Source organism: Streptomyces auratus (assembly GCF_050433025.1).
GTDB lineage: Bacteria > Actinomycetota > Actinomycetes > Streptomycetales > Streptomycetaceae > Streptomyces > Streptomyces sioyaensis.
Genome location: NZ_JBNGCB010000003.1, coordinates 1,369,507 through 1,382,736 on the forward strand (window position 1 = coordinate 1,369,507; position 13,230 = coordinate 1,382,736).

At 71.7% G+C, this 13,230-nt stretch carries 11 protein-coding genes; 8 read left to right on the forward strand and 3 right to left on the reverse strand.

What is annotated here, in order from left to right; translation table 11 throughout:
- Positions 1 to 55 precede the first annotated feature (55 nt).
- Together BKA18_RS25705 and BKA18_RS25710 are read left to right on the forward strand one after the other, a co-directional pair.
- Complete coding sequence (locus BKA18_RS25705) at positions 56 to 1,096, forward strand: 3-isopropylmalate dehydrogenase (RefSeq protein ID WP_235448077.1); 1,041 nt, start codon at positions 56 to 58, stop codon at positions 1,094 to 1,096.
- A gap of 380 nt (positions 1,097 to 1,476) precedes the next feature.
- Positions 1,477 to 2,583 (forward strand): branched-chain amino acid aminotransferase, encoded by a 1,107-nt coding sequence (locus BKA18_RS25710; protein WP_006602912.1) that lies wholly within the window; start codon positions 1,477 to 1,479, stop codon positions 2,581 to 2,583.
- A gap of 84 nt (positions 2,584 to 2,667) precedes the next feature.
- Here BKA18_RS25710 and BKA18_RS25715 read toward each other — a convergent pair whose 3' ends face one another.
- The gene (locus BKA18_RS25715; protein WP_366048791.1) at positions 2,668 to 4,122 is read right to left on the reverse strand and encodes a cytosine permease; all 1,455 of its coding nucleotides are present in this window, start codon (positions 4,120 to 4,122) and stop codon (positions 2,668 to 2,670) included.
- A 262-nt stretch (positions 4,123 to 4,384) separates the two neighbouring features.
- Here BKA18_RS25715 and ureA point away from each other — a divergent pair, with 262 nt between their 5' ends.
- Genes ureA through BKA18_RS25735 form a run of 4 tightly spaced genes read left to right on the forward strand, consistent with a single transcriptional unit; the run spans position 4,385 to position 8,528 of the window.
- Positions 4,385 to 5,089 (forward strand): urease subunit gamma, encoded by a 705-nt coding sequence (gene ureA, locus BKA18_RS25720; RefSeq protein WP_366048790.1) that lies wholly within the window; start codon positions 4,385 to 4,387, stop codon positions 5,087 to 5,089.
- On the forward strand, positions 5,086 to 6,792 hold the full coding sequence (locus BKA18_RS25725) for an urease subunit alpha (protein WP_366048789.1): 1,707 nt from the start codon (positions 5,086 to 5,088) through the stop codon (positions 6,790 to 6,792). The genes ureA and BKA18_RS25725 overlap by 4 nt, the downstream gene beginning before the upstream one ends.
- 43 nt (positions 6,793 to 6,835) lie before the next feature.
- Entirely contained in the window at positions 6,836 to 7,876 is a 1,041-nt protein-coding gene (locus BKA18_RS25730; RefSeq protein WP_366048788.1) for an agmatine deiminase family protein, read from the forward strand.
- 34 nt (positions 7,877 to 7,910) lie between these two features.
- Positions 7,911 to 8,528: a TetR/AcrR family transcriptional regulator gene (locus BKA18_RS25735; RefSeq protein ID WP_366048787.1), complete on the forward strand. Its 618-nt coding sequence runs from the start codon at positions 7,911 to 7,913 to the stop codon at positions 8,526 to 8,528.
- Between the two features lie 98 nt (positions 8,529 to 8,626).
- On the opposite strand, the gene BKA18_RS25740 is transcribed toward BKA18_RS25735, so the two are convergent.
- Positions 8,627 to 8,944 carry a hypothetical protein gene (locus tag BKA18_RS25740; RefSeq protein ID WP_359368351.1) on the reverse strand — a complete coding sequence of 106 codons (318 nt, stop codon included), beginning with the start codon at positions 8,942 to 8,944 and terminating at the stop codon, positions 8,627 to 8,629.
- A 242-nt stretch (positions 8,945 to 9,186) separates the two neighbouring features.
- Between BKA18_RS25740 and BKA18_RS25745 the strand changes: the two genes are divergently transcribed.
- Together BKA18_RS25745 and cimA are read left to right on the forward strand one after the other, a co-directional pair.
- Entirely contained in the window at positions 9,187 to 10,506 is a 1,320-nt protein-coding gene (locus BKA18_RS25745) for an MFS transporter (RefSeq protein ID WP_006602905.1), read from the forward strand.
- A gap of 282 nt (positions 10,507 to 10,788) precedes the next feature.
- Positions 10,789 to 12,423, forward strand: a complete 1,635-nt coding sequence (gene cimA / locus BKA18_RS25750; protein WP_366048786.1) for a citramalate synthase — start codon at positions 10,789 to 10,791, stop codon at positions 12,421 to 12,423.
- A gap of 91 nt (positions 12,424 to 12,514) precedes the next feature.
- On the opposite strand, the gene BKA18_RS25755 is transcribed toward cimA, so the two are convergent.
- A complete protein-coding gene (locus tag BKA18_RS25755) occupies positions 12,515 to 13,171 on the reverse strand; it encodes a YceI family protein (RefSeq protein WP_366048785.1) in 657 nt (218 codons plus the stop codon).
- Between the last annotated feature and the right edge of the window lie 59 nt (positions 13,172 to 13,230).

The window sequence follows — 13,230 nt, forward strand, 5'->3', positions numbered from 1 at the left end:
TCCGTATGGCGGACGTTACGTGTCAATCAATGGGACGGAGAGTAGGGTCCGCAGCATGTCTCGCAGCATTCGCCTCGCAGTGATCCCCGGTGACGGTATCGGCCAGGAAGTCGTGGCCCAGGGCCTGAAGGTCCTGACCGCGGTCCTCCCGCAGGACGTCAAGCTGGAAACCAAGGAGTACGACCTCGGTGCCCGGCGATGGCATGCGACCGGTGAGACCCTGCCGGACGAGGAGCTGGAGTCGCTCAAGCAGCACGATGCGCTGCTGCTCGGTGCGATCGGTGACCCGTCGGTGCCGTCCGGTGTGCTGGAGCGCGGGCTGCTGCTCAAGCTCCGTTTCGCCTTCGACCACTTCGTGAACCTGCGCCCGTCGAAGCTGTTCCCGAACACCTCCACGCCGCTGGCCGGCCGTCCCGACATCGACTTCGTCGTGGTCCGTGAGGGGACCGAGGGTCCGTACACGGGCAACGGCGGCTCGCTGCGCACCGGTACCCCGGCCGAGGTCGCCACCGAGGTCAGCCTCAACACCGCCTACGGCGTGGAGCGCGTGGTGCGCGACGCGTACGAGCGGGCCAACGCCCGCCCCCGCAAGAAGCTGACGCTGGTGCACAAGAACAACGTGCTGGTGTACGCGGGCCACATGTGGAAGAACATCTTCGACAAGGTCGGCCAGGAGTACCCCGAGGTCACCACCGACTACCTGCACGTCGACGCCGCGACGATCTTCTTCGTCACCCAGCCCGAGCGGTTCGACGTGATCGTCACCGACAACCTCTTCGGCGACATCCTCACCGACCTCGCCGCGGCCGTCACCGGCGGCATCGGCCTGGCCGCCTCCGGGAACATCAACCCGACCGGCGAGTTCCCCTCGATGTTCGAGCCGGTGCACGGCTCCGCACCGGACATCGCCGGCACCGGCAAGGCCGACCCGACCGCAACGGTCCTCTCCGTCGCCCTGCTGCTGCGCCACCTCGGCTACGCGCCGCAGGCCGCCCGCATCGAGGAGGCCGTCGCGGCCGACCTGGAGGCCCGCGGCGACGCCCCGCGCAGCACGGATGAGATCGGCGACGCCCTCGCCGCACGAGTAGCGGGCTGAGGCCCGCAGCAGCGCCTAAGCACCACCGCAGCGCCGGGCCCGGACTCACGTCCAGGTCCGGCGCTGTACGTATTGCCCCGCGCGCCGTCGCGGCCCGGCGGGGTGGGACCATCGGACCCGAAGCGCGCACACGGTTCCGGCGGCCAGGACCCACGAGCGATAATCGGACGTGGCATCGCCGCCCGCGAGAACTCGGACGTCCCAGTAACGACCGGTACGTTCAGGTACTGCCGCGAGCGCGGCCGGACAAACCGCACCGGTGCCGCATGGTGGGGGCCGACCCCCTCGCCCCCGGCCGGAGGGCTGGGCCGGTGACGCTCCTCCAGCTCACGCTGGGCGGGGCACCAGGTATCGGAACACGCAGTGAAGGACACGCATTCATGACGACGCCCACGATCGAGCTCAAGCCCTCCTCGCATCCGCTGTCCGACGCGGAGCGGGAGCAGATCCTGGCCGCCCCCGGCTTCGGCCGCCACTTCACCGATCACATGGTGACGATCAAGTGGACCGAGGGCAGAGGCTGGCACGACGGACAGCTCGTGCCCTACGGACCGCTCTCCCTCGACCCGGCGACCAACGTCCTGCACTACGCGCAGGAGATCTTCGAGGGCCTCAAGGCCTACCGCCAGCCCGACGGCACCGTCGCCACCTTCCGCCCCGACGCCAACGCCCGGCGCTTCCAGGCCTCCGCGCGCCGGCTGGCCATGCCGGAGCTGCCCGTCGAGACCTTCATCGAGGCGTGCGACGCGCTGGTCCGGCAGGACCGGGACTGGGTGCCCGCGCACGGCGGCGAGGAGTCGCTCTACCTGCGCCCGTTCATGTTCGCGACCGAGGTCGGCCTGGGCGTGAAGCCCGCCAACGAGTACCTCTTCGTCGTCATCGCCTCGCCGGCCGGTGCCTACTTCCCCGGCGGCGTCCAGCCGGTCTCCATCTGGCTGTCCGAGAACCGGGTGCGGGCCGTCCCCGGCGGCATGGGCGACGCCAAGACCGGCGGCAACTACGCCGCCTCGCTGCTGGCGCAGGCCGAGGCCGCCGCGCAGGGCTGTGACCAGGTCGCCTACCTCGACGCCGTGGAGCACAAGTGGGTCGAGGAACTCGGCGGCATGAACCTGTACTTCGTGTACAAGGACGACTCCGCGAACGGCGTCAAGATCGTCACACCCACGCTGACCGGCTCGCTGCTCGCCGGTATCACCCGTGACTCCCTGCTGTCCGTCGCCCGCGATCTGGGCTTCGCGTCACAGGAGGACCGGATCTCCATCGGCCAGTGGAAGGCCGACACCGAGAACGGCACTCTCACCGAGGTCTTCGCCTGCGGTACGGCCGCCGTGATCACCCCGGTCGGCACGGTCAAGAGCGCGGGCGGCGAGTGGACCCAGTCCGACGGCGAGCCCGGCAAGGTCACGCTGAAGCTGCGCGAGGCGCTCCTGGACATCCAGCGCGGCGTCGCCGAGGACAAGCACGGCTGGATGCACCCCCTGGGCTGATCCCGGCGGAGGCCGCCGCCTCCCGCCTTGTCGAGGCCGCCGCCGGCGTGCTGCCGGGGCGGCCTCGGCCGTGTCCGGGCCGGTTCAGCCGGCCTCCGCGGGCGCTTGGGGCGCGGCGGCCGGGGCGGCGGGCGGCCGGGCGCGTACGGCGGTGACCGGGCGGGGGTCCCGGGCGGTGAGGGCCAGGTAGGCGAGCCCGCCCACGGCCGCCGCGAGCAGGAAGCTGAGGTCGATGCCGCCGGTCAGCGGCAGCAGCGGCCCCTGGTAGAAGGGCGTGTCCACGCCCAGAACGCCGACCACCGAGCCCAGCGCCCAGGCCACGGCGGCCCGGACGTGCCAGCCCGCCCGGTACCAGTACACGCCGCCGCGGGCGCGGCGGTTGTAGACCTGCAGCGACTCCGGGTCGTAGGCGCCGCGGCAGCGGACGAAGCCGATCACGGTGATCACCGCCCAGGGCGTGCCGACGGCCGTCATCAGCAGCACGAAGGACGTCATCGCGTCCTGCGCGGCCCACAGGAAGTGACCGGCGTAGACCAGCGCGGTCGAGACCGCGGCGACGACGTAGGTGGCCTGGGTGCGGGTGGCGCGCGGCAGGATCGCGTCCAGGTCCAGGCCCATGCTGTAGAGCATCAGCCCGGCGTTGCCGACCGAGCCGGCCGAGGCGTTGAGCAGCAGGAATGCCAGGTACCAGAAGGGGGCGCCGGCCACCAGCGGGCCCGCGTAGTCGGTGCCCGCACCGACGGCGAGCGCAGTGAACGTACCGAACAGCTGCGGCACCAGCAGCCCCACCACCAGGCCCAGACAGGTGGCGCCGAAGACCTTCCGGCTGCTGTGCCGGCGCGGGGAGATGTAGCGGCTGTAGTCGCCGAGCAGGGTGATGAACGCGATCGGGCCGCTCAGGCCCGCGGAGACGGCGGCCAGCAGCCAGGTCTGCCAGAAGCCGCCGAGCAGATACGCGCTTCCGTGCGGCGCGGCGGTGGTGAAGGTGCCGGCGTACGCGACGATGCCGACGGCCAGCAGCACGGTCAGGCCGAGGGCGAGCACCTTGCTCAGCCGCAGCAGCACCCGGTAGCCGTAGACCGCGCCGAGGGCGGTGGCGCCGGCCAGCAGGGCGTAGACCACCGCATAGGCCGCGCCGCCGGACGGCAGCCCGGTGAGCCGGTGCAGCGTGCCGACGACCGCGTCGCCGCCGACCCACAGGGTCAGTGCGGTGTAGCCGAGCGACAGCAGCAGGCCGATGACCGAGCCGATGAGCCGGCCGCGCACCCCGAAGTGGGCGCCGCTGCTGGTGGACAGGTTGGTGGCGCTGCGCAGCGAGACCAGGGCGAGCGGGGCGGTCAGCAGGGTGCCGACGAGGGTGCCGGCCACCAGGGAGGTCACCGAGGGCCAGAAGCCGAGCCCGAAGGAGACCGGGAGCCAGCCGAAGATCACCACGCCGAGGGCGAGGTTCGACCCGAGCAGGATCGAGACGAGATCACGAGGGCCGCTGGTGCGTTCCTCGTCCGGGATGGTGTCGACTCCGCGTTGTTCGATCGGCATGAGGCTCCCCTGAGAGGCCGGACGACAGTGTGTGGGCAGTGCGGCGCGCTGTCGACGCCGTGCGGGGGCGCGGTTTCCGCGCCGCGGACGCCGAGCGCACCGGGCGCTGTGCGTGCTGAGATCAGTTAGATCGGCGCTCTATCGGGCCGCATCTCTAGAACCGCGCTCAATGTCGCCCATCCGTTGACCCTCGGTCAATGCTTTCGCCTTGCCGATTTTTCTGGTTAGAGTGTCGCTCTAATCGAGTGGGAGGTGTGACGGGATGCGGTTGACCCCGACGGAACGCGACCGGCTGCTTCTGTTCGGCGCGGCCGAACTGGCACGGGCCCGCCGGGCCCGCGGACTGAGGCTCAATGTGCCCGAGGCGACCGCGTTGATCGCGGACACAGTCTGCGAGGCGGCGCGGGACGGGCGCCGCCTCGCGCAAGCCATCGAGGCGGCACGCGGCGTGCTCGGCCCGGACGAGGTGCTGCCGGGCGTGGCCGAGGTCGTCACCGAGGTGCATGTGGAGGCCGTCTTCGACGACGGCTCCCGGCTCGCGGTGGTCAGCGACCCGATCGGGGCCGGCCCCGCGTCCGGCCACGGCGAGGAGCGGACCGCACCGGGCGCCGTGCTGCCCGGCCCGGCCGACCCGGAGCCCGCGCCCGCGGTCGTGCTGCCGGTGCGCAACACCGCGACGGTGCCGATCAGCGTCACCTCGCACTTCCACTTCTTCGAGGCCAACCCCCGGCTGGACTTCGACCGCGCGGCCGCGTACGGCATGCGGCTGTGCGTCCCGGCCGGCTCGTCGGTGCGGTTCGACCCCGGCGGCGGCTCGGAGGTCGGTCTGGTCCCGATCGGCGGCGACCGGATCGCGATCGGCTTCGCCGGTCTCGTAGACGGCCCGCTGGACGCACCGGGCGCGAAGACCGAAGCGCTGCGGCGGGCCGCCGCCTGCGGCTACCTGGGAGCGGAGGAGCAGGCATGACCATCGATCCCCACGAGTACGCGTCGGTGCACGGCCCGCGGGCCGGTGACCGGGTCGTCCTCGGCGACTCGGGCCTGGTCGTCCGGGTCGAGTCCGACGCCCAGAAGCCCGGCGACGAGTTCCTGGCCGGCTTCGGCAAGACCGCCCGCGACGGGCTGCACCTCAAGGCCGCCGCGGTCCGCGAGACCTGCGATGTGGTGATCAGCAACGTGCTGGTCATCGATGCGGTGCAGGGCATCCGCAAGGTGTCCATCGGTATCCGCGAGGGCCGTATCCACGCGATAGGGCGGGCCGGCAACCCGGACACCCTCGACGGGGTCGATGTCGTCGTCGGCACCGGCACCTCGATCGTCTCCGGCGAGGGCATGATCGCCACCGCGGGTGCCGTCGACACCCACGTCCATCTGCTCTCGCCGCGCGTCATGGAGGCCTCGCTGGCCTCCGGTGTGACCACGATCATCGGCCAGGAATTCGGCCCGGTGTGGGGCGTCGGCGTCAACTCGCCCTGGGCGCTGGGGCACGCCTTCAAGGCCTTCGACGCCTGGCCGGTCAACATCGGCTTCCTCGGTCGCGGCTCCTCCTCGGGCGACGCCCCGCTGGTCGAGGCGCTCGCCGAGGGCGGCGCCTGCGGCTTCAAGGTGCACGAGGACATGGGGGCGCACGCCCGTGCCCTGGACACCGCGCTGCGCGTCGCCGAGGACCACGACGTCCAGGTCGCGCTGCACAGCGACGGCCTGAACGAATGCCTCACCGTCGAGGACACCCTGCGCGTCCTGGACGGCCGCACCATCCACGCCTTCCACATCGAGGGCTGCGGCGGCGGCCACGTCCCCAACGTCCTGAAGATGGCCGGCGTCCCGAACGTCATCGGCTCCTCGACCAACCCCACCCTGCCCTTCGGACGGGACGCGGTCGCCGAGCACTACGGCATGATCGTCTCGGTCCACGACCTGAAGACCGATCTGCCGGGCGACGCCGCGATGGCCCGCGACCGGATCCGGGCCGGCACGATGGGCGCCGAGGACGTGCTGCACGACCTCGGGGCGATCGGCATCACCTCCTCCGACGCCCAGGGCATGGGCCGCGCGGGCGAGACCGTGCGCCGTACCTTCGCGATGGCGGGCAAGATGAAGGCCGAGCTCGGGCCCCTTCTTCCCCGGAACGGGGAGGCCGGCGACGGTCCCCACGACGACAACGCCCGCGTGCTGCGCTACGTCGCCAAGCTCACCATCAACCCCGCCCTCGCCCACGGCCTTTCGCACGAGATCGGGTCCATCGAGGTCGGCAAGATGGCCGACATCGTGCTGTGGAAGCCGCAGTTCTTCGGCGCCAAGCCGCAGCTGGTGCTGAAGTCCGGCTTCCCCGCCTACGGCGTCACCGGCGACCCCAACGCCGCCACCGACACCTGTGAACCCCTGGTGCTCGGCCCGCAGTTCGGGGCGTACGGCGCGACCCCCGCCGAGATCTCCGTCGCCTTCGTCGCGCGCGCCGCGGCCGAACAGGGCGGTGACTCGATGCCCACCCGCCGCCGCCGGGTCGCCGTCCGCGGCACCCGCGGGATCGGCCCCGGCGATCTCGTCCGCAACTCCCGGGTCGGTCAGGTGCAGGTCGACGGGCGCAGCGGCCTGGTCACCCTCGACGGCGCTTTGATGCGCTCCGAACCGGCCGACACCGTCTCGCTCTCCCGCCTCTACTTCCTGTGAACCAGCCCGCCTGTCACACCGTTACAGACCCTGAGGACCCCGCATGAACACCCCTGACGCCGACGGCTTCCGGATGCCCCCCGAGTGGGCCCGCCACGAGCGCACCTGGATGGCCTGGCCCGGCCCCAACCTCACCTTCGGCGAGGAGGGCGACCAGGCCCTGACCGGGGCCCGCCGGGCCTGGGCCGCCGTCGCCCGCGCCGTGCGCCGCTTCGAGCCGGTCACCGTCGTCGCCGGCCCCGGCCAGTCCGAGGGGGCCCGGGCGCTCCTCGGCGCCGGCATCGACCTCGTCGAACGCCCCCTCGACGACGCCTGGATGCGCGACACCGGCCCCACCTTCCTCACCGACGCACGCGGCCGACTCGCCGCCGCCGACTGGGTGTTCAACGGCTGGGGCGGCCAGGAATGGGCCCGCTGGGACCGCGACGAGAAGATCGGCGCGGAGGTCGCCGCGCTGGCCGGTGCCCGCCGCTACGCCTCCTCGCTGGTCAACGAGGGCGGCGGCCTCCACACCGACGGCGAGGGCACCGTCCTGCTCACCGAGACCGTCCAGCTCGACCCGGGCCGCAACCCGGGCCGGACGCGGGAGGAGGTCGAGGCCGAGATCCACGCCCACCTGGGCACCACCAAGGCCATCTGGCTGCCGCGCGGACTGGCCGCCGACTACGGGCAGTTCGGCACCCGCGGCCATGTCGACCTCGTCGCGTCCTTCGCCCGTCCCGGCACCGTCCTCGTCCACACCCAGCCCGACCCCGACCACCCCGACCACGCGATCTGCGCCGAGACCGGCAAGCTGCTGCGGGCCGCCACCGACGCCCGGGGGCGCCGGCTGGAGGTCGTGGAGGTGCCCGCGCCGACCGTCGTCGAGGTGGACGGCGAGCCGGTCGACTACTCCTACATCAACCACTACCTCTGCAACGATGGCGTGGTGCTGTGCGGCTTCGACGACCCGCGCGACGAGGAGGCGGCCGCGCTCTTCCGCCGGCTCTTCCCCGGCCGGACGGTGACCCTCGTGGACGCCCGTACGATCTTTGCAGCGGGTGGCGGTATCCACTGCATCACCCAGCAGCAGCCGAAGGCCTGAGCCCAGGCCCGCCCAGCCGACTCCGGAGGTCCCCGTGCCCTCTCCCGCGCGCCGTCCCCGGCGCCGGCTCCACCAGCCCCGCGAGCAGGTCCTGGCCGCGGCGATGGCGACCATCGCCGCGGAGGGCCTGGACCGGCTGACCATGGCCGGACTGGGCCGCGAGGTCGGGATGAGCAGCGGCCACATCCTCTACTACTTCGGCACCAAGGACGAGCTGCTGGTCCAGACCCTCCAGTGGAGCGAGGAGCAGCTCGGCACCGAGCGCCGGGCCGCCCTCTCCCGCCGCGTCCCGGCCCGCGAACGCCTCGACGCCCTGGTCGGCCTCTACCTCCCCGAAGGCCACCGCGACCCGCGCTGGACCCTGTGGCTGGAGGTGTGGAACCGCTCCCAGAACGCCGACGACGAGACCCGGGAGCGCCAGCTCGACCTGGAGCTCGCCTGGCACCGCGATCTGGTGGCGCTGCTCGTCGAGGGCGTCTCCAAGGGCGAGTTCCGGCCCGTCGACGCCGAAGGCTTCGCCACCCGCACCCGTGCCCTCCTCGACGGCTTCGGCACCCACCTCGTCGTCGGCCTCCCGGGCACGGACCGGGAGCAAGTGCTGGACCACATAAGGGACTTCTTCGACGAGTCGCTGTCCGCCCGGCAGGACTGACCGCCGGGGGCCGGGCGTTGCGGGAGCCCGCGGCGCCGCACGCTGCGTGCCGCGCCGGGGACCCCGCCCCGCGCCGGGACCCCGGCCCGTCCAGCTCCCTACGCCCCCGGCAGGAAGTGGCGGCGGTACATCTCGACGGCCTGCTCCGGCGGGTAGTTCGGCAGCGCGCTGACCGCACCGTCCGTCTTGGAGATCACGATGTGCGAGCCGCCCGGATCACGCGGATAGGCGGTGGGGTCCGTCCTGGGCGGGAACACCGGGTACACGAGATAGCCGATGTCGAATTCGTGGACGTGCAGCGTCGGCTCTTCCCCGTCCGGCCAGATCTGGGGGAAGTGACCCCGGCCGATCTCCAGCGCCTCCTCGGCGCTGGTGGGAATGGGCCGTTGCCCTGCTTGCGGTTGCGGTTCGGACATCTCGCTTCTTTCTCGTCTCGCGCGCGACTCTCTCGCACGACCCGGGCCTCACGCGGCGACCCAGGCGGTGGCGCGCCGTGGGCAGCCTCGACGGCGACCCTATGCCGTACGGGTGCGGCGCGCCGCTGCGGCCACGGCCCACCGCCGCCTCCCGCCCCGTGACCACAACGCACGTAAGTACGCGCGATCGTTGCTGACGTGGCCCTTGCCGACGGCCCACGGGTCCGCGACCGTAACCGGCTATGGGACGAGAGCAATGGAAGAAGATCTGGGTCGGCTCGGCCGGCAACATGGTCGAGTGGTTCGACTGGTTCGTCTACGCCAGTTTCGCGGTCTACTTCGCCGATTCGTTCTTCCCGAAGGGGAATGACACCGCGAACCTCATGAACACCATGGGGATCTTCGCCGTCGGCTTCTTCATGCGACCGGTGGGCGGCTGGGTGCTCGGCCGGGTCGGCGACCGCAAGGGCCGCAAGGCCGCGCTCACGCTGACCGTCACGCTGATGTCCGCCTCGGCGATCCTGATCGCCGTCGCGCCCACGTACGGCGTCGCCGGTTACGGCGGGGTGGCCGTCCTGCTCCTCGCCCGGATGCTGCAAGGGCTCTCGGTCGGCGGCGAGTACGCGGCCAGCGCCACCTATCTCACCGAGGCGTCCGCCCCGGGGCGGCGCGGCTTCGCCTCCAGCTTCCAGTACGTGTCGATGACCGCGGGACAACTCCTCGGCCTCGGGCTGCAGATCGTGCTCCAGCGGACCCTGTCCGAGGACGCGCTGCACAGCTGGGCCTGGCGGATCCCGTTCATCATCGGTGCGCTGGGCGCCGCCATCGTCTTCTATCTGCGGCGCAACATGCTGGAGACCGAGGTGTACGCCGAGGACGAGGGCGCCCACGCCGACCCGGCACGCGGCACCCTCAAGGCGCTGCTGGCCCACAAGCGCGAGGCGTTCCTGGTCATCGCGCTCACCATGGGCGGCACGGTCGCGTACTACACGTACACGACCTACCTCACCAAGTACCTCTCGGGCAGCGCCGGCATGGACAAGCCGACCGCCTCGCTGGTCAGCTTCTGCGCGCTGTTCCTCTTCATGTGCCTCCAGCCGCTGGCCGGAAAGCTCTCCGACCGGATCGGCCGCCGGCCGCTGCTGATCACCTTCGCGGTCGGCTCGACCTTCCTGACCGTGCCGATCATGACGCTGCTGAAGCACGCCGGCAGCTTCTGGCCGGCCCTGGGGCTCTCGATGCTCGCGCTGGTCGTGATCACCGGCTACACCTCGATCAACGCCTGTGTGAAGGCCGAGCTGTTCCCGACCGGTATCCGCGCACTGGGCGTGGCCCTGCCGTACGCCATCGCCAACGCGCTGTTCGGCGGCACCGCGGAGTATGTCGCCCTGTGGTTCAAGAGCGGCGGCATCGAGTCCGGCTACTACTGGTACGTCGCCGGCTGCGCGGCGGTCTCGCTGATCGTCTACGTCACGATGCGCGAGACCCGCACCATCGATCTGCACCAGGTCGGCAAGCAGGACGCGGGCGAGGGCAGCGACACCCGCGTGCTCGCATCCTGAGACGGGCCGGGCACCGGGGGTGGTCGTGTGCCAGACTGCCCCCGTGCTCTCGTTCGCCACGATTATTGGCAGCAGGCGCGCCGGTCCGCAGTGACCGCCCCGTACGAACCGAGTACGGCGTGGCCACCGTCGTCCCAGACCCGCGCGCAGACCTCTCGCACCCGCGAGGGGTCTTTTCGTTTCCGGCCCACCCGTCACCGGAGGCGGAGCGTGAGGGAGCATGGAGGGGCGGTGGAACCGGTTTTTCCGGTAGACCGAGATCCCGACAGGAGCCAGACCAGCATGACGGACGCACCCGAACCCTCCCCCACCCCCCGTCCCGCCGGCGCGGTGTCCGACGACTTCCACGTCTTCGACACCACGCTCCGCGACGGTGCGCAGCGCGAGGGCATCAACCTCACCGTCGCCGACAAGCTGACCATCGCCCGGCACCTCGACGACTTCGGCGTGGGCTTCATCGAGGGCGGCTGGCCCGGTGCCAACCCCCGGGACACCGAGTTCTTCCAGCGCGCCCGCGAGGAGATCGACTTCCGGCACGCCCAACTGGTCGCGTTCGGCGCCACCCGCAAGGCCGGGGTGCGCGTCGAGGACGACCCGCAGGTCGCGGCGCTCCTGGAGTCCCAGGCACCGGTGATCACGCTGGTCGCCAAGTCCCATGTCGGGCACGTGGAGCTGGCGCTGCGCACCACTCCGGAGGAGAACCTCGCGATGGTCCGGGACACCGTCGCCCATCTGCGCGCCCAGGGCCGCCGGGTCTTCCTCGACTGTGAGCACTTCTTCGACGGCTATGCGCTGGACGCGGTCTACGCCAAGCAGGTCGTGCGCACCGCGAGCGAGGCCGGCGCCGATGTCGTGGTGCTCTGCGACACCAACGGCGGGATGCTCCCGGCGCAGGTCACCGCGGTCGTCCGGACCGTCCTCGCGGACACCGGCGCGCGGCTGGGCATCCACGCCCAGGACGACACCGGCTGCGCGGTCGCCAACACCCTGGCCGCGGTGGACGCGGGCGCCACCCACGTCCAGTGCACCGCCAACGGCTACGGCGAGCGGGTCGGCAACTCCAACCTCTTCCCGGTCGCCGCCGCCCTGGAGCTCAAGTACGGGCGTCAGGTACTGCCCGAGGGCAAGCTCGCCGAGACCACCCGGATCTCGCACGCCATCGCCGAGGTCGTCAACCTCACCCCGTCCACCCACCAGCCCTACGTCGGCGTCTCCGCCTTCGCCCACAAGGCCGGGCTGCACGCCTCCGCCATCAAGGTCGACCCGGACCTCTACCAGCACATCGATCCGGCGCTGGTCGGCAACAGCATGCGGATGCTGGTCTCCGACATGGCCGGCCGCGCCTCCATCGAGCTCAAGGGCAAGGAGCTGGGCTTCGATCTGAGCGGCGACCGCGCACTGGTCGGCCGCCTCGTCGCGCGGGTCAAGGAGCGTGAGCTGGCGGGCTACACGTACGAGGCCGCCGATGCGTCCTTCGAGCTGCTGCTGCGCGAAGAGGTCCGGGGCACGCCGGTGCGCTACTTCAGCGTCGAGTCCTGGCGGGCGATCGTCGAGGACCGCCCGGACGGCACGCACGCCAACGAGGCGACCGTGAAGCTGTGGGCCAAGGGCGAGCGGATCGTCGCCACCGCCGAGGGCAACGGCCCGGTCAACGCCCTGGACCGGGCGCTGAAGATGGGCCTGGAGCGGATCTATCCGCAGCTGGCCCACATGGAGCTGGTGGACTACAAGGTCCGCATCCTGGAGGGCGACCTGGGCACCGGCTCGATCACCCGCGTCCTGGTCTCCACCAGCGACGGCAAGGGCGAGTGGTCCACGGTCGGCGTCGCGGAGAACGTCATCGCCGCGTCCTGGCAGGCGCTGGACGACGCCTACGCCTACGGACTGCTGCGGGCCGGGGTCGAGCCGCAGGAGTGAGCGCCGCGGCCACGGCACGACCGCGGCCCCGCACGGCCCTCGGGGGAGAGGGGCCGTGCGGGGCCGCGGTCGTGTGGCGGGCCGTGCGGAGTCAGGCCTGCGGTGCGGCCTTGACGGCGGAGATGTCGAAGAGGAGCTTGACCTTGTCACTGACCATCACGCCGCCGGTCTCCAGCGCGGCGTTCCAGGTCAGGCCCCAGTCGGAGCGCAGGATCTCGGCGCTGCCCTCGAAGCCGACCCGCTCGGCGCCGTAGACGTCGGTGGCCGAGCCGTGGAACTCCAGGTCGATGGTGAGCGGCTTGGTGACGTCGCGGAGGGTGAGGTCGCCGGTGATGCGGTAGCGGTCGCCGGAGACCCGCTCGGCGGCGGTGCTGCGGAAGGTCATCCGCGGGAAGGACTCGGCGTCGAAGAAGTCGGCGCTGCGCAGATGGCCGTCGCGGTCCGCGATCCCGGTGTCGATGCTGGCGATCTCGACGTCGAGGGAGGCGGTGGAGCGGGACGGCTCGCTGCCGTCGAGCCGCAGGGCGCCCTCGTACGCGCCGAACGTGCCGCGCACGTTGGTGACCATGGCGTGCCGGACGGTGAAGCCGATGCTGCTGTGCGCCGGGTCGATGGTGTAGTCGCCGGTCAGCGCGGCGAGACCGGGGTCCGCGTCGAGGACGGCAGCGGTGGCGGCGGGGGCTGTGGTGGCGGTGTTGTCGGCGGTTTCGGCGGTTTCGGCGGTGCGCTTGCGGTTGAACAGAGCCATGGCTCCTCCTCAAAGACGGTGGTCCCGGCCCGGGGCCGAGATTGTTTAACCTTCAACGA